Source organism: Nonomuraea jiangxiensis (genome assembly GCF_900099965.1).
Classification (GTDB): domain Bacteria; phylum Actinomycetota; class Actinomycetes; order Streptosporangiales; family Streptosporangiaceae; genus Nonomuraea; species Nonomuraea jiangxiensis.
Window position 1 is genome coordinate 142,592 of the sequence record NZ_FNDJ01000025.1, and the last position, 22,148, is coordinate 164,739.

General features: G+C 73.4%; 22 protein-coding genes. 9 read left to right on the forward strand and 13 right to left on the reverse strand.

All coding sequences use genetic code 11. The features are described from left to right. Positions 1-31 precede the first annotated feature (31 nt). Positions 32-1,159 carry an ROK family transcriptional regulator gene (locus BLS95_RS40815; RefSeq protein ID WP_090944706.1) on the reverse strand — a complete coding sequence of 376 codons (1,128 nt, stop codon included), beginning with the start codon at positions 1,157-1,159 and terminating at the stop codon, positions 32-34. A gap of 75 nt (positions 1,160-1,234) precedes the next feature. Between BLS95_RS40815 and BLS95_RS40820 the strand changes: the two genes are divergently transcribed. Continuing rightward, a complete protein-coding gene (locus BLS95_RS40820) occupies positions 1,235-2,527 on the forward strand; it encodes a DUF1479 domain-containing protein (RefSeq protein ID WP_218136234.1) in 1,293 nt (430 codons plus the stop codon). A gap of 33 nt (positions 2,528-2,560) precedes the next feature. Here the strand turns inward: BLS95_RS40820 and BLS95_RS40825 are convergent, their stop codons facing one another. Next, the gene (locus BLS95_RS40825; RefSeq protein WP_090944784.1) at positions 2,561-3,409 is read right to left on the reverse strand and encodes an alpha/beta fold hydrolase; all 849 of its coding nucleotides are present in this window, start codon (positions 3,407-3,409) and stop codon (positions 2,561-2,563) included. Between the two features lie 95 nt (positions 3,410-3,504). Here BLS95_RS40825 and BLS95_RS40830 point away from each other — a divergent pair, with 95 nt between their 5' ends. After that, the gene (locus BLS95_RS40830; RefSeq protein WP_090944708.1) at positions 3,505-4,677 is read left to right on the forward strand and encodes an epoxide hydrolase family protein; all 1,173 of its coding nucleotides are present in this window, start codon (positions 3,505-3,507) and stop codon (positions 4,675-4,677) included. 8 nt (positions 4,678-4,685) lie between these two features. On the opposite strand, the gene BLS95_RS40835 is transcribed toward BLS95_RS40830, so the two are convergent. The 6 genes from BLS95_RS40835 to BLS95_RS40860 all read right to left on the reverse strand — a co-directional run bounded on the left by BLS95_RS40835 (position 4,686) and on the right by BLS95_RS40860 (position 11,948). Beyond that, positions 4,686-5,942 carry a Gfo/Idh/MocA family protein gene (locus BLS95_RS40835; RefSeq protein ID WP_245765592.1) on the reverse strand — a complete coding sequence of 419 codons (1,257 nt, stop codon included), beginning with the start codon at positions 5,940-5,942 and terminating at the stop codon, positions 4,686-4,688. Positions 5,943-5,953: 11 nt separating this feature from the next. Continuing rightward, a complete protein-coding gene (locus tag BLS95_RS40840; protein WP_090944710.1) occupies positions 5,954-6,934 on the reverse strand; it encodes an ABC transporter permease in 981 nt (326 codons plus the stop codon). After that, complete coding sequence (locus BLS95_RS40845) at positions 6,931-7,905, reverse strand: ABC transporter permease (protein WP_245765593.1); 975 nt, start codon at positions 7,903-7,905, stop codon at positions 6,931-6,933. Before BLS95_RS40845 ends, BLS95_RS40840 begins: the two co-directional genes overlap by 4 nt. Next, positions 7,902-9,554: a sugar ABC transporter ATP-binding protein gene (locus BLS95_RS40850; protein WP_245765594.1), complete on the reverse strand. Its 1,653-nt coding sequence runs from the start codon at positions 9,552-9,554 to the stop codon at positions 7,902-7,904. Before BLS95_RS40850 ends, BLS95_RS40845 begins: the two co-directional genes overlap by 4 nt. Next, complete coding sequence (locus BLS95_RS40855) at positions 9,551-10,615, reverse strand: ABC transporter substrate-binding protein (protein ID WP_090944794.1); 1,065 nt, start codon at positions 10,613-10,615, stop codon at positions 9,551-9,553. Before BLS95_RS40855 ends, BLS95_RS40850 begins: the two co-directional genes overlap by 4 nt. 124 nt (positions 10,616-10,739) lie before the next feature. Continuing rightward, complete coding sequence (locus BLS95_RS40860; protein ID WP_090944712.1) at positions 10,740-11,948, reverse strand: ROK family transcriptional regulator; 1,209 nt, start codon at positions 11,946-11,948, stop codon at positions 10,740-10,742. A 98-nt stretch (positions 11,949-12,046) separates the two neighbouring features. Here BLS95_RS40860 and BLS95_RS40865 point away from each other — a divergent pair, with 98 nt between their 5' ends. Together BLS95_RS40865 and BLS95_RS40870 are read left to right on the forward strand one after the other, a co-directional pair. After that, positions 12,047-13,138: an ROK family protein gene (locus tag BLS95_RS40865; protein ID WP_245765599.1), complete on the forward strand. Its 1,092-nt coding sequence runs from the start codon at positions 12,047-12,049 to the stop codon at positions 13,136-13,138. A 177-nt stretch (positions 13,139-13,315) separates the two neighbouring features. Continuing rightward, positions 13,316-14,005 (forward strand): DUF899 domain-containing protein, encoded by a 690-nt coding sequence (locus BLS95_RS40870; RefSeq protein ID WP_090944717.1) that lies wholly within the window; start codon positions 13,316-13,318, stop codon positions 14,003-14,005. A gap of 20 nt (positions 14,006-14,025) precedes the next feature. Here the strand turns inward: BLS95_RS40870 and BLS95_RS40875 are convergent, their stop codons facing one another. Beyond that, positions 14,026-14,211, reverse strand: a complete 186-nt coding sequence (locus BLS95_RS40875; RefSeq protein WP_143044083.1) for a hypothetical protein — start codon at positions 14,209-14,211, stop codon at positions 14,026-14,028. Between the two features lie 43 nt (positions 14,212-14,254). Between BLS95_RS40875 and BLS95_RS40880 the strand changes: the two genes are divergently transcribed. Further along, positions 14,255-15,178 carry a MurR/RpiR family transcriptional regulator gene (locus BLS95_RS40880; RefSeq protein WP_090944721.1) on the forward strand — a complete coding sequence of 308 codons (924 nt, stop codon included), beginning with the start codon at positions 14,255-14,257 and terminating at the stop codon, positions 15,176-15,178. A 48-nt stretch (positions 15,179-15,226) separates the two neighbouring features. Here BLS95_RS40880 and BLS95_RS40885 read toward each other — a convergent pair whose 3' ends face one another. Both BLS95_RS40885 and BLS95_RS40890 read right to left on the reverse strand, forming a co-directional pair. Next, positions 15,227-15,592, reverse strand: coding sequence for a nuclear transport factor 2 family protein (locus BLS95_RS40885; RefSeq protein ID WP_090944723.1), 366 nt, complete (start codon positions 15,590-15,592; stop codon positions 15,227-15,229). A gap of 103 nt (positions 15,593-15,695) precedes the next feature. After that, positions 15,696-16,586, reverse strand: a complete 891-nt coding sequence (locus tag BLS95_RS40890) for a LysR substrate-binding domain-containing protein (protein WP_090944726.1) — start codon at positions 16,584-16,586, stop codon at positions 15,696-15,698. 79 nt (positions 16,587-16,665) lie between these two features. Between BLS95_RS40890 and BLS95_RS40895 the strand changes: the two genes are divergently transcribed. Continuing rightward, positions 16,666-17,922, forward strand: coding sequence for an MFS transporter (locus BLS95_RS40895; protein ID WP_176993651.1), 1,257 nt, complete (start codon positions 16,666-16,668; stop codon positions 17,920-17,922). A gap of 87 nt (positions 17,923-18,009) precedes the next feature. Here the strand turns inward: BLS95_RS40895 and BLS95_RS40900 are convergent, their stop codons facing one another. Further along, positions 18,010-18,582: a TetR/AcrR family transcriptional regulator gene (locus tag BLS95_RS40900; RefSeq protein ID WP_090944728.1), complete on the reverse strand. Its 573-nt coding sequence runs from the start codon at positions 18,580-18,582 to the stop codon at positions 18,010-18,012. 96 nt (positions 18,583-18,678) lie between these two features. Here BLS95_RS40900 and BLS95_RS40905 point away from each other — a divergent pair, with 96 nt between their 5' ends. Beyond that, entirely contained in the window at positions 18,679-19,518 is an 840-nt protein-coding gene (locus BLS95_RS40905; RefSeq protein ID WP_090944730.1) for an oxidoreductase, read from the forward strand. 25 nt (positions 19,519-19,543) lie between these two features. On the opposite strand, the gene BLS95_RS40910 is transcribed toward BLS95_RS40905, so the two are convergent. Next, positions 19,544-19,921, reverse strand: a complete 378-nt coding sequence (locus BLS95_RS40910; RefSeq protein WP_090944732.1) for a DUF6069 family protein — start codon at positions 19,919-19,921, stop codon at positions 19,544-19,546. Positions 19,922-20,052: 131 nt separating this feature from the next. Here BLS95_RS40910 and BLS95_RS40915 point away from each other — a divergent pair, with 131 nt between their 5' ends. Both BLS95_RS40915 and BLS95_RS40920 read left to right on the forward strand, forming a co-directional pair. After that, complete coding sequence (locus tag BLS95_RS40915; protein WP_245765595.1) at positions 20,053-21,183, forward strand: sensor histidine kinase; 1,131 nt, start codon at positions 20,053-20,055, stop codon at positions 21,181-21,183. After that, positions 21,171-21,824 carry a response regulator gene (locus BLS95_RS40920; RefSeq protein WP_090944734.1) on the forward strand — a complete coding sequence of 218 codons (654 nt, stop codon included), beginning with the start codon at positions 21,171-21,173 and terminating at the stop codon, positions 21,822-21,824. The genes BLS95_RS40915 and BLS95_RS40920 overlap by 13 nt, the downstream gene beginning before the upstream one ends. Positions 21,825-22,148 lie beyond the last annotated feature (324 nt).

A 22,148-nucleotide genomic window follows, 5' to 3' on the forward strand; every position in this document is an offset into this window, starting at 1 on the left:
GCAAGGAGGGGAGGGACCGCGCCGAACCGCGTCAGCGTGGTGCGGCGATGACGCCGTCGCGTAGGCGGGTGAGGGCGTCGGCGCGGACGCCCGCGAACGACGGCGCAGGAACCGTCGCCGGGCACAGGACCGGACCACGGGGATGGCGGGCCGCGGCGTCGCGGAGCGCGGTCAGGATCGCCGGGTCCTGACCCCAGGGGCCGCCGACGATGATGTGATCGGGATCGGCGAGCGACGTGATTGCGGTCAGGGCGCCGCGGACGGCCTCGCCCAGCGCGGCGCGTACGCCGGCGGCTCGCGGACCGGTGCCGGTGGCCGCGGCCAGGAGCCGGTCCACGTCGATCGCGGTGGAGCCGGGCCGCCGCAGGCCGAGCAGCCCGAAGACCTCGATCAGCGGCGTGGCGCCGCCCCCGGGGCCGGCCGTCGTCAGGTGGGCGATCTCACCGGCGAGCCCGTGCCGTCCGCGCAGGACGCGCCCGTCGCTGACGATCGCGCAGCCCAGGCCCTCCCCCAGGTAGAGGTAGGCGAAGGTGTCGCTGCCGGGGCGGGCGGCGAGTTCGGCGCGGGCGGCCCAGTTGACGTCGTTGTCGACGGTGACCTCGCCCGCGACGTAGGGGGCGAGGACCTCGGCGGGATCGAGGTCGCCGACCAGGAAGGGCGCGTCGGGCAGGTGGACGAGGCGGCCGGTGGCGCGGTCCACCGGATCGGCGGCGCTCACCACGGCCAGCTCCGCAGGTCCCGACGCCGCGGCGAGCCGCTCGGCGACGGCGCGCAACGCGGTGGCGACCTGGTCGGAGGAGGCCGTCCGGCCGGCGTCCTCCTCGGCGCGGCCGGCCGTCTCTCCGTAGACGTCCACGGCCTCGGCGACGACGCCGCCGGGGGCGATGCTGATCGCCCAGGCGGTCCGGTCGCCGCCGGCCAGCGTGTAGTAGGAGCCGACCCGGCCGCGTCCCCGTCCCCCGGCGGTGCGCTCGCCCGAGTCGGCCACCAGCCCGGCCGCGACGAGCCGCCGGACGCTCTCGCCGGCGGTCGGCTTGGACAGCCCGGTCTCGACCGCCAGCTCCGCCCGCGTCATCCGGCGGTGCCGCATGAGCGCGCGCAGGATGTGCTCGTCGGTCACGTTCCGGACCAGCTCCAGCGACGGCTTCGGGACGGTCATGGCCAGATTCTAATCAGGACCCTTGCCTGGAAAGGGGCGGCGGCGTAGCGTGCGCTTCAAGTAAGGAGTCCTATCTTGGAGGAGGTCGCCGTGACCGCGCCCCTGCCGCCCCTGCCGAGCTGGGAGGAGACCCCGGACGATCTGCCCGCCGCGATCCGGCAGGTCAAGGCCGCCCTTCGCGCTCGTGTCGCCGCGTCGGGACGGACCGTGGAGGAGGTCTTCTCCGTCATCGAGCGGACCGTCGAGGCCGAGGTCGCCGAGATCGTCGCGGCCCGGGAGCGGGGAGAGCCGGTCTGGCCGGTGATCGACTACGCCGACGTCGAGGCGGGCACCGTACCCGCCGGGAGCGTGCGGGCGCTGCGCCGGCGGGGCTGCCTCGTCGTACGCGGGCACTTCCCCCGCGAGCAGGCCCTCGCCTGGGACCGGGACATCGTCGGCTACACCGAGCGCAACGGCTTCTTCGACGCCTACCGCGGACCGGGCGACGACTTCTTCGGCAGCGTCGGGTCCAAGCCGGAGATCTACCCCGTCTACTGGTCGCCGGCGCAGATGCGAGCCCGGCAGAGCGACCGGATGGCGCGGGTGCAGGCGTTCCTGAACGCCCAGTGGAAGCACGAGTCCGGCGGCGTCCGCTGGTTCGACCCCGGCCGCGACTCCCTCTACCCCGACCGCATCCGCCGCCGGCCACCCGGCGCCGACTCCGGCGGCCTGGGCGCCCACCTGGACCCTGGCACCCTGGACCTGTGGATGACCGCGTCCTACCAGCGGGCGTTCCGGCACGTGTTCGACGGGACGATCGAGGACTACGACCCGTGGGACGCCGCCCACCGCACCGACGGCCCTCAATATCCGGGCACCACCATGTGCTCGGCGTTCCGCACCTTCCAGGGCTGGACGGCGCTGTCGGACATGGACCGCGACCAGGGCGTGCTGCACACCGTGCCGATCCCCGCCGCGATGGCCTACCTCATGCTGCGGCCGCTGCTCGGCGACGTGCCCGACGACGACATGTGCGGGGTCACCGTCAACCGGGTCTTCCCCGTCGCCGAACGCCGGCATCCGCTGCTGCTGCGGGCCCTGACCGCGATCCCGGACGTACGCGCGGGCGACTCGGTCTGGTGGCACTGCGACCTGATCCACAGCGTGGCGCCGGTCAGGGACCAGCGGGGCTGGGGCAACGTCATGTACATTCCCGCGGCCCCCTGGTGCCCGCGCAACGAGCGCTACGCCGCGTCCGTCCGCGCGGCCTTCGCCACCGGCTCCAGCCCGGACGACTTCCCGGCCGAGCACTACGAGCGGTCCTGGCCCGACCGCTTCCAGCCGGCCGACCTCAACCCCGTCGGCCGCCGCGGTCTCGGGCTGGACTGACCCGCACGGCCGCGGTGGCTCGCGCCGGTCGTCTCACGCCGTGGCCGCGCGGAGCCAGTCCAGGCCCTCCGCGGCCGAGTCCAGAATCGAGATGTGCCCGTCGCCGGGTGACAGCCGCAGCTCGGCGTTCGGGCAGCGGCGGGCCAGCCAGGTCGCGTACGCGCTGGGCGCGATCCGGTCCTGGCCGCCGTGCAGCAGCAGGACGGGCGCCGTCACCTGGGCGGGGTCGCAGCCCCACGGGGCGACGTAGGCGAGGTCGTCGTCTATCAGCCCGCCGTTTCCCTGCTCCAGGGCCGGGCCGACGACCTTGCCGAACCAGGACCAGATGCCGTCGAGCGCGGCATGGTCGGCCGGGGCGAACATCTCCGGGTCGTATCCGGCCGTCGCCTCATGACGTTCCTTCGCCGCCCGGCCCTCGGCGGCGGCGCGCAGGGAGTCCTGGCCGGAGCGGTACATGCCGGCGAACCAGTCGAGCCCCTCGGCGTCGTACGGGGCCATCGGCGCCGCGGCGACCACGGCCCGCACGCGCTCCGGCAGCAGGGCGGCGCAGGCCAGGGCATGCGAGGCGCCGCCCGAGTGCCCCATGACCGCGAACGTGCCGATGCCCAGCGCGTCGGCGACGTGCCGGGCGTACCCGGCCGCGGACCCCACGGTCCGGCCGGGTTCCGGAGTCGAGCTGCCGTATCCGGGGCGGTCGTACGACACCCAGCGGATGCCGAGGCGCTCGGAGGCGGGGAAGAGCGGCTCGGGTGGGCTGCCGAGGTTCGGCGTGCCGTGGTGCCAGAGGACCGGCAGCCGGTCGGCGGCATCGGTCGCGTCCGTGTCGTAAACGTGCAGGGTACGCCCGTCCGCCAGCGTCAGGTCGAACTCCTTGATCCTCATCACCATGGCCCTTTCGAAAGTGTCCGTGTTCCCGTCTACATTGGCGCGTCGGGGCCGGAGCGATCGGGTCCCCCGGAGCGCGAAGGGGTGAGCATATGGTGGCAGATGCCGTGGCGGAGCTGGTCGGCGGCGGGGGGTTGCGGCCGTTCCGCATCGAGGTCAGCGACAGCGAGCTCACCGATCTGCGGCGGCGGCTGGACCAGGTGCGCTGGCCGTCCGAGCCCGGCGGGAGCGGCGGTTACGGCGTTCCCCTGGCCATGGTCAAGGAGCTCGCCCGCTACTGGCGGGATCACTATGACTGGCGCGCGTGGGAGGCCAGGCTCAACGAGCACCGCCAGTTCACGACCACCATCGACGGCACCACGGTGCACTTCCTGCACGTGCGCTCCCCCGAGGCCGGCGCGCTGCCGCTGGTGCTCAGCCATGGCTGGCCCGGCTCGGTCGCCGAGTTCCTCGACGTGCTGGGGCCGTTGAGCGATCCTCGGCGGCATGGTCTCGATCCCGCGATCGCCTTCGATCTGGTGGTGCCGTCGCTGCCGGGGTTCGGCTGGTCGGGGCCGACGCCCGACACGGGGTGGGGGCCACGGCGGATCGCCCGGGCATGGGCGGTGCTGATGAGCCGCCTGGGTTACCGGCGCTACGGCGCGGCCGGAAACGACTGGGGTGCCCGCATCTCTCCCGAGCTCGGGCGGCTCGCGCCCGACGCGGTCGCCGGCGTGCACGTCACGCAGCTCTTCTCCTTCCCGGACGGCGAGTCGATGGCCTTCCCGCCGACCGTCGACACCCTGGACCCCGCCGCCCTGGCACCCGACGACCGCAAGGCGCTGGCGACCTTGCGCTCGGTCCAGGCGAACACGTCGTCGTACTACCACCTCCACGCCCAGCAGCCGCAGACGCTCGCCTACGCCGTCAGCGACTCCCCCGTCGGCCTGCTGGCCTGGAACAGCCAGGTCATGCACGGCCTCGACCCCGACGCGCTGCTCACGCACGTCTCGATCCACTGGCTGACCGGCACCGCGGGCTCGGCCCTGCGCATCTACGCCGAGCAGGAGCGGCAGAGCGCTCCCGAGGGCCCCACGACCGTGCCGCTCGCCCTCGCCCAGTTCCCGGACGACATCGCCCCGCTGCGGGCCGCCGCCGAGCGCGACCACGCCACCATCGTGTCCTGGCACACCTACGACCGCGGCGGCCACTACGCCGCCCGCCAGGCCCCCGACCTCCTCGTGGACGACATCCGCGGGTTCTTCGCCTCCCTCCGGAGGAGGTGAGCGCCGGTTCAGTCCGTGCCGGACCGCCACGTCCCCTGGGCCACCCGCGGCACGAACGTGTCCAGGCCGGCCACCGGGAAGCGCACCGTCTCGCCGGTCTCGGCGGACAGGTACGCGGCCATCATGAGCTCACTGACCTCGGCGCCGTGCCGCAGGCTCTCTCGCGGCTGCCGCCGGGCCAGGAAGTCCGCGGTCACCGCCCGGTTCTCGGTCGTGTACCCGTAGGTCAGGGCCTCGTCGGACACGATCGGCAGCAGGCCCTGCTCCGCGCCCTGCTTCTCGACCAGGTCCTCGCCCTCGGGAGAGCTGATCTCCCTGCTGAGGAAGAGCTGCGCCTCGGTGTTCAGGGTGCCGGCGCTCATCGAGTATTCCGGCCCCAGCAGCTCGAACGTCAGCCGCAGCCCGGGCCCGACGTAGCTCCACGACGTGGTCGCCTCGATGACCACCTCGTCCCCGTCGCCGTTGCGGAAGGTGATGGTCGCGTGGGCGTAGTCCTCGGCCGGCTGCCGGGTGTAGTCGACGGCGCCGCCATACCGGGCGGACAGCTGGGCGGCGTACCGCTTGCGGGACCACTTCAGCGAGGCGATCCGCGCGCTCACCGACACCGGGGTGAGCCAGTCCGACTGGTCCGTGCCGGGCGGTGTCAGCAGATACCGGCCGGCCTCGATCGAGTGGCACATCATGTCGCTGAGCACGCCGCCGCCCTGGCGCGTCCCGTCCCAGAACCAGGCGGCGTGCGGGCCGCTGTGCTCCTCGGCGCACCGGGCGAGGTACGGCGTCCCGGCGAGCGCGGCGCCCCGGGCCCAGAGCAGCTCGTGGGCCCGCGTGACGGCGGGCGCGTACACCTGGTTCTCCAGGTAGGCGTGCAACAGCCCGGCGCCCTCGACCAGCTCCACCACCCGGCGGGCCTCGGCGAGGGTGCGGCCGAGCGGCTTCTCGACGGCGATCCCGACGAGGGAAGCGCGCCCCGAGGTGACCTCCTCGGCGATGGTCTCGATGACGGCCGGCCGGGCGTGGTTCGGCGCGACCACCCAGACGGCGTCCACCCGCGGGTCGCGGACCAGCTCGCGCAGGTCGGTGTAGGCCCGCGCGTCGCCGACCCGCAGCTCGCGGCAGCGGTCGGCCAGCGCCTGCGCGCTCTCGGCCCGCGGGCTCTGGACGGCGACCACGTCGGCGTCGCGGACGCCGGTCCACGAGCCGACGTGGAAGTTCGCCATGAATCCGGCGCCGACGATGCCGACTCCGAGCCGTTCGCTGTTCTCCAACGTGGGACCCCTTAACTCCGAAGGCGTCGCTGCCGCCCGTAGAGCGACAGCAGGACGAGCAGGACGATGCCGTTCACGACGGTGCGCCCGGCGCCGCCGATGTCCAGCGTGGTGAGCAGGCCCTGCAGCACGGTCAGCACGATCGCGCCGACCGCGGTGCCGGCGTAGCCGCCGATGCCGCCGGCCAGCAGCGTCCCGCCGATGACGACGGCCGCCACCGACGGCAGCATGTACTGGTCGGCGAGGTCGAGGAAGACCGACTCGGTGTACCCGAGCAGCAGGATGCCGCCCAGCCCGGCGAACGTCGCGGACAGCACGTACGCCACGATCAGCGTGCGGTTCACCCGCACGCCGGTCAGCTCGGCGGCGGTCCGGTTGGCCCCGACGGCGAACAGGTTCCAGCCGAACGTGGTGCGGCGCAGCAGCCAGACGGCGAGCAGGCCGAGCAGCAGCCACAGGAACAGCAGTCCCGGCAGGTCGCCGACGACCCGGCCGTTGACCAGCGACGTGAGCGCCGGCGCCGCCCGGCCGCTGGCCTGCCCGCCGGTGTAGGCGAGGATCAGCCCCTGCACCACGCCGATCATGCCCAGCGTCATGACGAACGGCGGGATCCGCAGCAGCGTCACGCACAGCCCGTTGACCAGCCCGATCCCGGCGGAGACGAGCAGCGCCAGGGCCACGGCCGGCACGATGCCGGCGTCGTCGCCGGCCATCACCCGCGACCCGATGATGGCGGCGAACGTCGCCACCTTGCCCACGGACAGGTCGACTCCACCGCCCCCTGCGATGATCACGATGGTCTGGCCGATCGCGATGACGCCGAGGAACGCCGCCACCCGCATGAGGTTGACCAGCTGCCCGTACCCGGCGAACCCGGGCGAGAGCAACTCACCGGCGATCACCAGGGCGACGGCGATCGCGCCGGCCAGCGCCACCGGCCCGGGCCGCCAGGCGAGGACCCGTCGCGGCGCCTCCACGGTCGGTGCGCTCATGCCGCCGGCCTCCTCTTCTGCAGGGCCGGGATGCCGGCCAGCGCCAGGGCCAGGATGATCACGGCGCCGTTGACCAGCTGCCGGTACGTCGTCGGCACGTCGGCGAAGAACACGATGTTCGTGACCAGGGCGAGGACCATGGCGCCCAGGATCGACCCGCCCGCCCCGCCGCGCCCGCCCGCCAGCGCGGTCCCGCCGAGCACCACCGCGGCCACGGACGCCAGCGTCAGCTCGTTGCCCACGAACGGGTCGCCGGAGCCGGTGTTGGCCAGGACCGCCAGCGCCGACAGCGCCGCGAACAGCCCGCCCAGCACGTACGCCCAGACCCGGGTCCGGGTGACCGGCACCAGCGAGGCGTACGCGGCCTCGGCGTCACCGCCGACGGCGTAGACGTGCCGGAGCACGCGGTGCCCGCGCAGCACCCGCCAGAGCAGCGCGAGCCCGACGATGGCCAGCAGCGCGACCGGCACCCCGAGCACGGAGTCCCGGTAGGCCGTCGTGACCTCGATCGGCACCGAGCCGCCGGGAGTCGGCAGCACCACCAGCGCCAGCCCGGAGAACACGAAGCTGGTCGCGAACGTCGCGACGATCGGCTGAAGCCGCAACAGCGCGACCACCAGCCCGTTCAGCGCGCCGCAGGCCATCCCGACGCCCAGCGCGGCGGCCGCGGCCAGCGGGAGCCGGTCCAGCCGCCCGTCCACGACCTGGACGGCGACGACGCTGGCCAGCGTGACCTGGGCGCCGAGCGAGAGGTCGAGGCCGCCGCTCAGCACCACGACCGTCTGCCCGATGGCGATCGCCACCAGTGGTACGAACGTCGCGAAGTTCGAGGTCAGCGCGTAGCCGCCCCAGAAGTTCGGCTGCAGCGCCGTGTTGACGGCCACGGCGACCACCAGCATCGCGACCGTCGCGACGCCGGACAGCTGGACGCCGGCCCACCGGAGGTCGCGCAGCCGGGCCGGTACGTTCACAGCGACTCCCCCGGGGCGAGCCGCAGCGCGCCGGCCACCAGCCGGCCCTCGGTGATCGCCGCCCCGCTCAGCTCCTCGACGACGGCGCCCTCGAACAGCACCAGCACGCGGTCGCTCAGCTCGGCCAGCTCGCGGTTGTCGCTGGAGTTGAGGATGACCACGGCGCCGTCGTCGGCCAGGCCGCGCACGATCGCGTAGATCTCCTCCTTCGCGGCGACGTCGACGCCCTTGGTGGGGTCGTCGAGCAGCACGACCCGCGGCCGGTCGAGCAGCCACTTGCCGATGACGACCTTCTGCTGGTTGCCGCCGGACAACGTGGACACCGGGTCGGCCAGCGAGCCGAGCTTGATCCGCAGCCGCTCGACCATCGACCGGGCGGCGCTCCGCTCGGCCGCGGCGCCCAGCGCGAGCCCGGCCCGGGCCCGGCGGCGCATGCTGGCCAGCGAGAGGTTCTCCTGGATCGGCCGGGTCGCGAACATGCCCTGCCGGCCACGGTCGCCGGGCACCAGGGCGACGCCGGCGCGGGCGGCCCTGACGGGCGAGGTGAGCGGCAGCGGCCGGCCGTCCAGCAGCGCCTCGCCGGCGCTGACGCGGGCGGCGCCGAACAGGGCGAGCAGCAGCTCGGACTGGCCCTGCCCCTGCAGGCCGCCGAGCCCCAGCACCTCGCCGGCGCGAGCGGTGAAGCCGACATCGCGCAGCCGCTCGGTGGTGAGCCCACGCACTTCCAGCCTCGCCCCCGGCACCGCCTCCGCGCCCGGCCTCGCCTCCGCGCCCGCCCTCGCCTCCGCGCCCGGCACCGCCTCCGCCTCCGCCTCCGCGCCCGGCCTCGCCTCCGGCCCCGCTCCCACGAATGCTTCCGTGGGCGCCGGCGCCCCCGTCGTGGCCGGCGCCCGGCGGGGTGCCCGGTGGGGCACGTCGCCGACCATGAGCCCGACCAGCTCGGCCTCGTCGGTGTCCGCGAGCTCGACCGTGCCGGCGGTACGGCCGTTGCGGAGCACCGTGGCCCGGTCGCACAGCGCGAACACCTCATCCAACCGGTGTGAGGTGAACAGCACCAGCACCCCGGCCGCGCGCAGCTCCCCGACCACCTCGAACAGCACCTCGACCTGCTCCTTGTGCAGCGACGCGGTGGCCTCGTCGAGCACGAGGATGCGGGGCCCGCGGGCCAGCGCCTTGGCGACCTCGACGATCTGCAGCTCGCCCGGACCGAGCGAACCGGCCGGCCGGTCCAGCGGCAACCGGCCGGAGAACGCGGCGGCGAACCGCTCCAGCGCGGCGCCGGCGCGGTCGCGGGCGGCGCGGTGGTCGAGGAACCCCCACCGGCGGGCCGGCTCCAGCCCGAGCACCACGTTCTGGGTCACCGTCAGGTCGCCGACGATGCTCAGCTGCTGGTAGACGGCGGCGACGCCGAGCGCGTGCGCGTCGCGCGGGCCGCCGATCCGGGCCACGGCACCGTCGATCCGGATCTCGCCGGAGTCCGGGACGACGGTGCCGGCCAGGGTCTTGTCCAGCGTGCTCTTGCCGGAGCCGTTCGGGCCGAGCAGGGCGTGCACCTCACCGCGCACCGCCGTGAGGCTCGCCCCGTCGAGCGCCTGGACGCCGCCGTACCGCTTGCGGACGCCCGTCATCTCCAGCAGTGCGGTGCTCACTGGAAGAATTCCGCGGCCTGCTCGCGGGTCAGCGAACCGTCCAGGCTGTACGCGTCGCTCTCGCCGCTGACCTTGCCCCACTGCTGGTCGAAGGTGGCCTGGTCGACCGTGTAGGGGATCGGGACGTGGACGGTGTTGCCGGAGATGCTGCCGGCGGCGAACTTCCGGCCGTCCAGCACGTTGACGGCCATGTGCAGCGCGGAGACGGCACCGCCGGGCGGGTTCACCACTCCGATGCTCTCGAAGCCGTCGGCCCGTCCCGCGTTCCAGAGCCGCATGAAGCCGACCCGGGCCTCGCCGGAGATCTTGATCTTGTCCAGCCGCCCGGCCGCCTGGACGGCCCGGAACACGCCCTCGGCCATGCCGTCCTGCGTCCAGACGCCGTCCACGTCGGGGTAGGTGGCCAGCAGGTTCGTCATCACCTGCTGGCCGGTGGCCTGGTCCCAGTTGCCGTCGGCGACCGTCAGCACCTTGACGCCGGCCTTGTCGAAGACCGCCTTGGCGGCGCCCCAGCGCATCTCGTTGGCCGGGTGGCCGGCGATGCCGTTCACGACGAGGATGCTGCCGCCCTGGCCCACCTGCTTGGCCAGCCACTCGGCGGAGATGCGGGCCCACTCGGCCTGGTCGATGACGACGTTCGTGACGTCCTTGGAGGTGACCGCCTGGTCGATGGCGAGCACCTTGATGCCCTGCTGGATCGCCTCGCGGAAGACGGCGTCCAGGGCGGTCTCGGAGTTCGGGTTGACGATGATCGCGTCGACGTCGCGGTTGATGAGGTTGCGGATCTGCTGGATCTGGCCGTTGACGTCGGTGTCCGCGCTCTCGACGACCAGCTCGTCGACGACGCCCTCCTTCTGGTATTCGGCGAAGGCCGCCTGTAAGCCCTCGACCATCTGGGTGCGCCACTCGCTGCCGACGAAGCCGTTGCTCAGCCCGATGGTGTACGGCCGCCCGCCGGCCTCATCGCCGCTGCCGCCGCCGTCCGCACCGCACGCCGCCAGGAGCACGGCCAGGGCGCCGACCGCGATACCGGCACGCCACCTTCGACTCGGTCTCGGCATCAGCACCACACCCTTTCTCCGGCGACTTTTCCACCATCGCGAGCAATAAGTGGCCCAATGGTGCCCCACCGCCGGGGTCGCCGTCTACCGTCCGCGCCGACCTTTCCGCCGCGAACGGGCGGGCTCAGCGGGTGGCCTGGACGTAGGCGGAGTCGCTCACCAGGCGCGCGGCCAGCTCGGCGGCGCCCACGATCGCGGCGTCCTCGCCCAGCGCGGACGCGGCCAGCCGCGGCACGTGCGGGATCCGGCCGACGAGCCGGTCGCGCAGGCCGGGGGTGATGAGGTCGGCGGCGCCGCCCATCTCGCCGCCGACGATGACCAGCTCCGGGTCCAGGACCGTGCACAGGTTGGCCACGGCCAGCGCGACGTAGTCGAGCGTCTCCTCCAGCAGCGCCCGCGCCTCCCCGCTGCCGCCCCTGACCAGGTCGAACACGTCGGCCGCGGTGAGCGGCCGGTCGGCCGGGGCGGCGATGCCGCGCTCGCGGGCCTGCCGGGTCAGCCCGGCCGACCCGACCCGGCTCTCCAGGTCACCGAACCCGGGGAACAGCCGGGCCAGCGAGGAGCGCTCCAGCAGCATGTAGCCGATCTCGCCGGCCGCCGCCCGCGAGCCTCGGTGCAACCGGCCGCCGGTGACGATGCCGACGCCGATGCCGGTGCCCAGCACGACGGCGACGAGGTCCTGCACGCCCTGGCCGGCGCCGCGACGGTGCTCGCCGACGGCCAGCACGTTGGCGTCGTTCTCGACCACGACGGGAAGCCCGGTACGGTCGTGCAGCAGCGAGCCGACCGGCACCTCGCGCCAGTCGAGCGCGGGCGCCCAGGTCACGCGCCCGTCGGCGCCGTCGACGACCCCGGGGACGGCGACCCCCACCGCCTGGCTGGGCTGGCCCCGGCCGTCCGCGGCGGCGCCCAGCTCGGCGGCGACGGAGAGCGCCTCCTCCAGCCGGATGGTCGCGCGGTCGGCGGCGTGCAGCACGTCGGGGACCACCGGGCGCTGGACCCGGTGCACGATGACGCCGTCGAAGTCGACCAGCGCCCCCTCGGTGCGGGTGGCGCCCACGTGCACCACCGAGACGAGATTGCCCCGCCCGCTGTAGCGCAGCAGGATCGAGGGCCGCCCGCCGGTGGACGGCTGGTGCCCGTCGGCGACGATCAGGCCCTTGCGCTGCAGCTGGGCGGCCAGCCGGGTCACGGTCGCGGCGCTGAGACCGGTGCGGGCGCCGATCTCCTGCCGCGACAGCGGCCCGTGCTGGCGCAGCACGTCGAGGATCGCGGTCTGGTTGACCCGCGAGACGGTGCCGGCATTGGCCGTCGAGGAGGTCGGACCCGGCATGGCTGCTCCCCCTGGAGTTACCGATCTGTAGTTTTCTATCAGGCTGATACTGTATCCATCCCTCAACCCGCTCGAGACTCAGGACGCCGCCCGTGGTGATGCCCGGAACCGACCGTACCGGCCTGGCCGGCCCGCTGCGCCGGGCGCTCGCCGAGGCCGGCTGGCTCCCGCCGACCGGTGTCGGGCCGGCCCCGTCCGCCCCGACACCGCCGGAAGCCGCAGCCGGGCCAGTGCCGCGGGAAGACGTGGCACCGGCCGCGCCGCGGGAAGACACCGCCCGGCCAGTGCCGCGGGGAGACACGGCCGGGCCGGTCGTGGGCGTCGACCTGGGCGGCACGAAGCTGCACGCCGTGCTCTACGACCCGGCCCGGCACCGGCTGCTGGATCGTGTCGAGCGTACCGATCCGCGCGGTGGCACCGCCGTGACGAGCCAGATCGCCGAGCTGGTGGCGTCGCTGGCGGCGGCCGCGGGCAGCACGGGGCTGCCGGCGCGGGTGGCGATCGGCTGTCCCGGTGCCCCGGATCCGGTCAGCGGCGCCGTCGGGCACGCGCCCAACATCCCGGGCTGGGACCGGATGGACGTGCCCGGCGACCTGGAGTCCCGCCTGGGCACCCGGCCCCTGGTGCACAACGACGCGAACCTGGCCGCCTGGGGCGAGCACGTCTGGCAGCCGGACGGCGGCGGCGACCTCGCGTTCGTCGCGGTCGGCACCGGGGTCGGGCTCGGCCTGGTGCTGGACGGCCGCATGTACGCGGGCAGCCGCGGGCTGGCCGGCGAGGTGGCCGACCTGCCCTTCGGCGCGGACCCGTTCGACCCGGCCAACCTGGTGCACGGGCCGCTGGAGCAGCGGGTCAGCGGCCGTGGCATCGAGCGCCGCTACCACGAGCTGACCGGCCGGCGGTGGACGGCGCCGGAGGTGTTCGCCGCGGCGAACGACGGGGACGAGGCGGCGGCGCGGGTGCTGGACGAGCTGGGCCGGCTGCTGGCCCTGGCGCTGCGGGCGGTCAGGGCGATCGTCGACCCGGCGGTGTTCGTGCTGGGCGGCGGCATCGGCGCCCGGCCGGAGACGCTGGCCGCCACCCGCCGCTGGCTGACCGTCACGGAGGGCGCTTCGCTGCAGGTCAGGACGAGTACGTTCGGGGCTCGCGCGGCGGTCGCCGGCGCCCTGGCCGCCGCGGTCACGGCCTGATCCCCTCATCCCCGAGTTCATCATCATCCCGATAGAAAAGTCGCCCGAGGAGCTCCTTGACCACCCCGCCCCAGGGCCACTTCCCGGTCGAATCGGCCGACGACCGATGAATTCGGCGACCGGGCCAGGTCTAATACCCCTGCACACTCCAAGCCGCCACCTGATCAGTGAGGGGCCATGAGCACAAACGCGCTACCACCCATCGTCGACGCCGACACCTGGCAGCGTCAGCTCGAAGCACTGCGTGCCCGGGAGAAGGCCGCGACCCGGGAACTCGACGCCATCGCCGCCGAGCGCCGCCGCCTGCCCATGGTGCGGATGCCGGACTACATCCTGGAGGGCGAGGCCGGGCCGGTTCGGCTGGCCGCGGTCTTCGAGGGCCGGAGACAGCTGATCGTCTACAACCACATGTGGTTCCCGGGCGAGAAATGGCAGTGCGGGGGCTGCACGTGGTTCACCTCGCAGTTCACCCGGCTGGACTTCCTGAGCAACTACGACGCCCGGTTCGTGATCGTCACCCAGGGCCCGATCGACGAGGCGCTCGCCTACAAGCGGCGGGTCGGTAACAAGATGGCCTGGTACTCCACCGCCGACAGCCCGTTCGGCGCCGACGTCGGCGCACCGCCCGGCGGAGGCTTCGCCATCAACGTGTTCCTGCGCGACGGCGACACCGTCTATCGCACCTGGCACTCCAGCGGCCGGGGCTGCGAGCAACTCGGTCACAACTTCGCGCTGATCGACCTGCTGCCGTACGGGCGGCAGGAGGAGTGGCAGGACTCACCCGAGGGCTGGCCGCAGTCACCCGCCTACAGCGGATGGCCCGAGCCTGAGGACATCGCCGCCCACTACGGCGAGGAGACCGCCTAGGAACGTTCGTCCGGCTCAGCTCACCGAGCGAGAGCGGACCGCAGGAAGCCGCCCGCACCCGCCGCCGTCATCCCGGCGAACGTCACCGTGCCGCCGGCCCGCACGGCCGGGTGCGGGCCGCCACCGACGGCCCGGTCCAAGGGCCTGCCGTCCCACAACTCGCCGACGATGTTCGCCGCGTTCGGGGGCCAGGATGGGGTTGTCACGCTGAGGTGACGCTTCACCGACCCCCGCCAGAGAGCGACCACGATGCCGATCAATGACGAGATCTTCGCCCGAATGGACGAGCTCAGTCCCGCCGAGAAGAAGGTGGCGCGGGCGCTGCTGTCCAACTACCCCAGTGCCGGGCTCGACAGCGCCGCGCGTCTGGCGAAGAGTGCCGGGACAAGCACGCCCACCGTGCTGCGCCTCCTCAGCCGCCTCGGCATCGGCAGCTACCCCGCGTTCCAGGCCCTGCTGCGCGAGGAGGTGGCCCACTACATGAGCAGTCCGGTCAGCCGGACCGAGCAGGTGCGGGGGCTGCAGGACGAGAAGTCGCTGCTCAGCCAGGCGATACGCGAGCGGGTCGCCCTCGTCGAGGCGCTGGAGACGCAGGTGCCGCCGAGCGAGTTCGCCAGGGCCGTCAAGGCGCTCGCCGACCGGCCCAAGCGCGTGGTGATCTCCGGCGGCTACTTCACCCGTTACTTCGCGATGCTCGTGGCCCGCCAGCTCGACCAGGTCATCCACAACGTGGACTTCCTGTCCGAACCCCTCGGCCACGACATCGGCAAATACCTCGGCCTCGGCAAGGGCTCGGTGGCGATCGTGCTCGACTTCCGGCGCTACGAGATGGCGGCCTTCACCGCCGCGCAGTTCGCCAAGGCCCGCGGGGCCACGGTGATCGTCATCACCGATCAGGGGCTCTCGCCCGCCACGAGCCACGCCGACATCGTCCTGCCCGTCAAGGTGGACGGCATCCCCTTCGACTCCGACGCCGGCCTGCTCGTGCTGCTTGAGACGCTCGTCGAGGCCGTGCTGCTCGCCACCGGCGACCGCGGCATCGAGCGGATGAAGGAGTGGGAGAAGTCGGTACAGGTGATGCGGGCCTACGGCGTGCAGAACCACGCGCGGGCCGTGCAGGTCGCGACGGCGGCGCCGGAGGCCCGGCGGGGCGGCGGGGAACAGGCCTCATGAGGCTGCTCCTCGCTCCCCTGCCGACCACGCCGGCGCCCCCGCCGGGGGTCAGGGAGCCGCGTAGAGCGGCGCGAGGTCGATGAAGACGCGGTAGTCCGAGATCAGGCCGTCGTCGCGGGTGGTCCAGATCGTCACGGCGGGAAGGCTGACGTCCCCGCCGTCGAGGCGCCGGTAGGTCACCTCGGTCTGGGCGATCGTGTCGGCGCCGACCCGCCAGTCGCGCACGATCCGGTGCCTGAGCCCGCCGATGGTGGCGAAGAACGCCCGCAACCCTGCGGCGACGGCCTCGTGCCCGACCATCGGCTCGGCGTTGGCGAACACCATGGTGGCGTCCTCGGCCAGCAACTTGACGAACTCGTCCGGCTCGAACCGGTCGACGATCCGGAACACGTGGCGTACCTCGTCATCGGACATACCCACAGCTCCTCACGGCTCAGGGGGTTGAAGCGCGGCCACCACCAACATGCGCGCCTTGCCGCGGCGGAGCAAGCGGCCTCGGCGGAGTGCGGCGGCGGGGTCAGGAGTATGACGATCCCGCCGCCGGGACGCCGAGGGAGGACAGGAACGCGGCGGCGACGGGAGAGGGCGTGAAACGGCTCCAGATGAGGTGCTCCATACGGCTGGGAGCGTCATGAATCCGCAGGACGGGCAGGTCCGGGAGCTGTGACACGAACGCGGCGGGCAGCAACCCGATGCACAGGCCCTGCTCGATCAGGCGGGCGATGAAGTCCACGGTCGTCACTTCGAAGGCGACCTCGCGCCGCACCCCGGCCGCCGCGAACGCCTCGTCCGACTGGGCCCGCGCGGCGGTCCCGGACGGGAAGTCCACGAACAGTTCGTCCGCCAGCTGACGCAGGTCCACGTGTTCCTCGTCCGCCAGCGGGTGGTCGCGTGCCACCAGGGCGACGAGCTCGCCGCGGGCCAGTTCGCGACCGCGGACGCCCTGGGGCCGCAGGCCCAGGGGAAGCCCCAGGAAGGCGACGTCCAGGGTGCCCTGCCGGACCTGTTCGGTCAGCACCTCGCTCCCGCCCGAGCGAAGGCTGATCCGCACCTGCCGATGCCGCAGGTGGAAGTCCTTGAGCACGGCCGGCAGGTCGACCGCCGCGACGGTGGGGATGGCTCCGATGGCGAGCCGGCCGCGGATCTCGCCGACGGCGGCCGCCACCTCGGCCTGGGCTCGTTCGGCGGCGTCGAGGGCCTGGCGGGCCGCGGGGAGGAACGCTTCGCCGGCGAGGGTCAGCCGGACGCGACGGCTCGTGCGGTCGAACAGCTTGGCCCCCAGCTCGCGTTCGAGGCGGGCGATCTGGTGGCTCAGCGCGGACTGGACGACCAGGCACTGCTCGGCGGCGCGGGTGAAGTTGCTCGTCTCCGCGACCGCCACGACGTAGCGCATTTGCTGAAGCTCCATGGATCAATCGTGAACCACGATCGGTTCGATGACAAACATGCGTTGGACTCATGGATGCCCGGCCCCCGAGGCTGGGTGCATGACGACGACGAGATCTCACACGAACGTCGGCGGCCTGTCCCACGGTCTACTGCTGCTCATGTCGGCGGCCACCGGACTGGCGGTCGCGGGCAACTATTTCGCGCAGCCGCTGCTCGACCTGATCGGGCGGGAGCTGGGGGTCGAGCCGTCGCAGGCGGCGCTGACGGTGACGGCCGCGCAGGCCGGGTACGCGCTGGGGCTGATCCTGCTGGTGCCGCTCGGCGACCTGGTGGAGCGGCGTCGCCTGGCCATGTCGCTCTACGCGGCGACCGCGGTGTTCCTGCTGGTGTCGGCGCTGGCCCCGAACGGCACGGTACTCCTGGCCAGTACGGCGCTGACCGCGTTGACCTCGGTGGGAGCCCAGGTCGTGGTGGCCTTCGCTGCGACGGTGGCGGCCCCGGCCGAGCGTGGCCGGGTGGTCGGCACGGTGATGACCGGCCTGATGCTGGGTTTGCTGCTGGCGCGTACCGCCTCCGGGGCGCTGTCGGAGCTGGGCGGGTGGCGGACGGTCTACTGGGTGAACGCGATCCTGATGGTGCTGATGGCCGTGCTGCTGCGCGTCTGTCTGCCCCGGCTCGGCGGTGACGGCGAGCGCCGGTCGTACCGTGGGCTGCTGCTCTCGACGGTGGCGATGTTCCGGTACGAGCCGTTGCTGCGGTGGCGGGCGGGGATCGCCGGGTTGAGCCTGGCTTCGTTCAGCGTGTTGTGGACGGCGTTGACGTTCCTGCTGGTGCGACCGCCGTACGGCTGGTCAGAGTCGGCCATCGGTCTGTTCGGGCTGGTGGGCGCCGTGGGCGCGCTGACCGCCACGGTGGCGGGGCGGCTGGCCGACCGGGGGTTGGTCCAGTACGTGACCGGGGCCGGGACGGTGTTGCTGGCGGGCTCCTGGGCGGCGCTCGCGGCGGGGGCGCATTCGCTGGTGTGGCTGTTCGCCGGCGTGATCGTGCTGGACCTGGCGCATCAAGCGGTGCTCAACAGCAGCCAGAACGTCATCTACGCGCTCCGCCCCGAGGCCCGCAACCGGATCAACTCCGCCTTCATGACCGTCCTGTTCGTCGGCGGCGCGATCGGGTCCGCGCTGGCCTCGGTGGTCTGGGCCCAGGGCGGCTGGACCGGGGTGTGCGTCCTGGGCGCCACCCTCTCCGCCGGGACCGTCGTCCTCTGGGCCCTGGAGCGCGTCACCGTCCGCCGGGCGGCCGGAAAGGCCCCGGAAACCGCCGTTCATGACCCGGCTGCGGCCGTCCCGGCCGAGTGACATCCGCACCCTCCGGTCGCTGCCGCCCGCCTTCGAGGGCGGGTTGCTCCCCCCGAACGGCCCGCAGGCGCCGATGACCGTCGCCGGCTAGGTCACGAGGCGGCGGACGGCCTCGACGACCGCGGCGCGGTGCCGGCGCGTGTCCTGGCCCGTGGCCGCCACCGGGCTGGTCGGCATCCAGGCGTTGGTGAGGGCCAGGGTGAAGGCGAGCAGGTCCTCGGGGGTGAAGGCGGCCGTCACCTGCCCGTCCGCCTGCGCCGCCGCGATGGCGTCCGTCTTGCGGCCCATCGAGTCACGCAGCCCGTCGGGCTCGTGGCCGGTGCCCGAGCGTTCGAGGCGGTGCCAAGTGGCCAGGCGGAGCTGGTGGGGATTGGCCAGCAGGAAGTCGAACAGGCGGCCCGCGTAGCCCGGCAGGTCCTCCGGCGTGAAGGGGACCTGGTCCAGGACGCGGGCGACGTGCGTGTCCATGACCGCGTCGAAGAGCTGCTCCTTGCTGCCGAAGTAGGTGTAGATGAGCGCCTTGTTGGCCTTGGCGGCGGCGCCGATGCGGTCCACGCGGGCGCCGGCGATGCCGTACGCGGCGAACTCGTCCGTGGCGGCCTGGAGCAGCCGGGCCTTCGTCGCCTCCGCGTCGCGGGCGCGAGGTGGTTCGAGGGACATGCGTCCAAGCTAAGCAACTAACCGGTTATTTGACAACGCGCCACCGCAGGCCGCAGCATCTAAATGACTGTTTAGTTAGGAAAGCGGGGACCCATCGTGACCAAGACCTGGCTCATCACCGGCGGCTCGCGCGGTTTCGGCCTGGCGCTCGCCCACGCCGTGCTCGACGGCGGGCAGCGCGCCGTCGTCACCGCCCGCCGCCCCGAGCAGCTGGAGGACCTCAGGCGGCGCCACGGCGACCGCGTCCGCACCACGGCCCTCGACGTCACCGACGCCGAGGCGGCCCGGGCGGCCGTCGCGCTCGCGCTCGACGCGTTCGGCCGGCTCGACGTCGTCGTCAACAACGCGGGCTACGCCACCAGCGCGGCCATCGAGGAGATGCCGGACGAGGAGTTCAGAGCCCAGCTCGAGACGAACCTCTACGGGGTGGTCAACGTCACCAAGGCCGCCCTGCCGGTCCTGCGGCGGCAGCGCTCCGGCCACTTCATCCAGTTCTCCTCCATCGGCGGGCGGGTGGGCGGCTCGCCGGGGCTCGCGGCGTACCAGACCGCGAAGTTCGCCGTGGAGGGCTTCTCCGAGGTGCTCAACGCGGAGGTGAAGCCCCTGGGCGTCAAGGTGACGATCATCGAGCCCGGCGGGTTCCGTACGGACTGGGGCGGCGCGTCGATGACCGCCCTGCCGGTGGGCGAGGACTACGAGCAGACCGTCGGCGAGATGAACCGCTACCGCGAAACCACCGTCGCCACCTGGCGCGGGGACCCGGGGCGCGCGGCACGGATCATCACCGAGATCGCCGACCTGGACGACCCGCCGCTGCGCCTGCTGCTCGGCGCCGGAGCGGTGGAGCGGGCGGAGGCCTCCTCCAAGGCCCGCGCCGCCGAAGCCGAGCGCTGGGCGCACGTGAGCCGCTCCGCCGACTTCCCGCCGGGCGAGTAGCCGGGGGCCGGCGGCTCGGGCAGGGTTATCGGCGCGCCAGCCCCGGCACGAGGACGGCCCCGACGACCAGATGCAGCAGGAGCAGCACCAGCGTCGTGGCGACACCAACGGCGCTGCCGAGCGGGCCGAGCAGGGACAGGGCGAGCACGACCAGCGCGACGACCGTCCAGATCCGGCGCGGCCGGGACGCGAACCGCTCCAGGAGGGCCAGCAACGCCCAGCCCGCCAGCCCGGCGACCAGGCTCGCCATCAGGACCGACTCCGGCCCGACCGGCTGCGTGCCGACGCCCATCCGTACGGTCAGGGTCATTCCGGCCACCGGCACCGCCAGGGCCCAGACGGCCAGGGCGGCTGCGGGTGCGCCGATCACGGTGAGGACAGTTCGTTTGGCTGAGGTGTTCATGCCGGACAGCTTCGCCCGGTTGCGGGGTTCGCCACATCGGGCGGGCGGTCGCGCCCTGTCCGACCGGGGTGGGGTACGGGTCCTCCTTTGGTAGGTGATGGCGCCGCCGTACCGGCCGTTAGCCTGAGCCGGTGAGCGAGATCCGACCCCCGCACCCGATTGCGGTGGCCAGCGTGGCCCTGGGCATAGGCGGGCTGACCGCCCTGACGCTGTGGAGCCTGGCCGGCCGGCCCACATGGGGGCTGGACGCCGCGGTCGCGGCGGCGAGCCTGGCCGCCGCGATCGCCCAGCTGTGGTGGCCGGCCTCGGGGGCGCTGGCCGCCACCGTCCTGGCCGCGCTCTCCCCGGTGGCCACGCCGGCGGCGACGATGGGGGCGCTGCAGGTGGCCCAGCGCAGGCGCTTCCCCGTCGCGGCGGCGGTGGCGGCCGCAGGCATCGCGGCTCACCTGGCCCAGGGGCTGTGGCGGCCGAACTCGGGCATCTCCCAGCAATGGTGGCTGCTGCTGATCTGCGCCGCTTACGGCGCGCTGCTCGGCTGGGGGGCGCTGGCCCGCTCCCGCCGCGCCCTGCTCATCTCCCTGCACGAGCGCGCCGACCGCGCCGAGGCCGAGCAGGGCAGGCGGATCGCCGAGGCCCGCATGGCCGAACGCCGCCGGCTCGCCGGGGAGATGCACGACGTGCTGGCCCACCGCCTGTCCCTGGTGGCCACCCACGCCGGGGCCCTGGAATACCGGCCGGACTCCTCCCCCGACCAGCTCGCCCGGGCCGCCGGGGTGATCCGTACCGGTGTCCACCAGGCTCTGGAGGAGCTACGCCAGGTGATCGGCCTGCTCCGGGAGGAGGACGACCCGCTGGACGAGCTGCGGCCCCGGCCGGCGCTGGCCGACCTGCCCGGGTTGATCGACGACGCACGGCAGGCCGGCCAGCGGGTACGCCTCAGCGAGGAGGTCCCCGAGGCCGCCGCCCTGCCGGTGGCCGCGTCCCGTACCGCCTACCGGGTCGTGCAGGAGGGGCTGACCAACGCCCGCAAGCACGCCCCCGGCCAGCCGGTCGACGTGCTGCTGCGCGGCACTCCCGGCGCGCCCCTGCTGATCGACGTCCGCAACCCGCTGCCCCCGGCGGGCACCGCCCCCCTCGTGCCCGGCAGCGGCCTCGGCCTGGTCGGGCTCACCGAGCGGGTACGGCTGGCCGGCGGGCAACTGGATCACCACAGCGCGGAGGGAGAGTTCCGGCTCCAGGCCCGGCTACCATGGCCCGCGTGATCCGCGTGTTACTGGTCGACGACGACGCCCTGGTCCGGGCCGGACTGCGCATGATGCTCGACGGCGCCGCCGGCATCACCGTGGTCGCCGAGGCCGGCGACGGCCAGGAGGCCATCACCGCCACCGACGCCCACGCCCCCGACGTCGTCCTGATGGACCTGCGCATGCCCCGCGTGGACGGCATCACCGCCACCCGCCGGCTGCGTGCCCGCGCCCGACCGCCGGAGGTGATCGTGCTGACCACGTTCGACACCGACGAGAACGTCCTGCACGCGCTCCGCGCGGGCGCCGCCGGATTCCTGCTCAAGGACACCTCGCCGCCGCAGATCGTGGAGGCGATCACCCGGGTGGCGGCGGGCGACCCGATCCTTTCACCGCGCATCACCCGGCGGTTGATGGACCGCACCGTCGCCCAGGCAGGCGCCTACGAGCGGGCCCGCGCCGCGCTGGCCGCCCTCACCCCGCGCGAGCACGAGGTGGCCCTGGCGATCGCCCAGGGCAGCACCAATGCCGACATCGCTGCCGATCTCGCCATGGGCGTCACGACCGTGAAGGCTCACGTCTCCAGCATTCTGACCAAGCTGGGCCTGGACAACCGCACCCAGATCGCCCTCCTCGCCCACGACGCCGGCCTCACCTAATGGGAGCTACGGGGTCAGCCGATTAGGCAGACTTGGTGCCTGGTAGCCGCTGGTGAGTGAGCACTTCCCTCGCCTGGACTTTGAGTCCTAGGGTCAGATCGTGCCCTCACCAGTGGTCGGGAGTCTTGATCGCTGATGGGATGTCGTGCCCGCCGATCGCGTGGCGTGAGCACTTGTCCATTAGGTCGCCGACCGGCTCCTGCGGGCTGCTGGAACTGTTGTCGATCTTAGGGATTCGGATGCTGTTCGTCGGCGATGACTGGGCTGAGGATCACCACGATGTGGAGGTCCAGGACGAGGCGGGCACGGTCTTGAAGCGGGCGC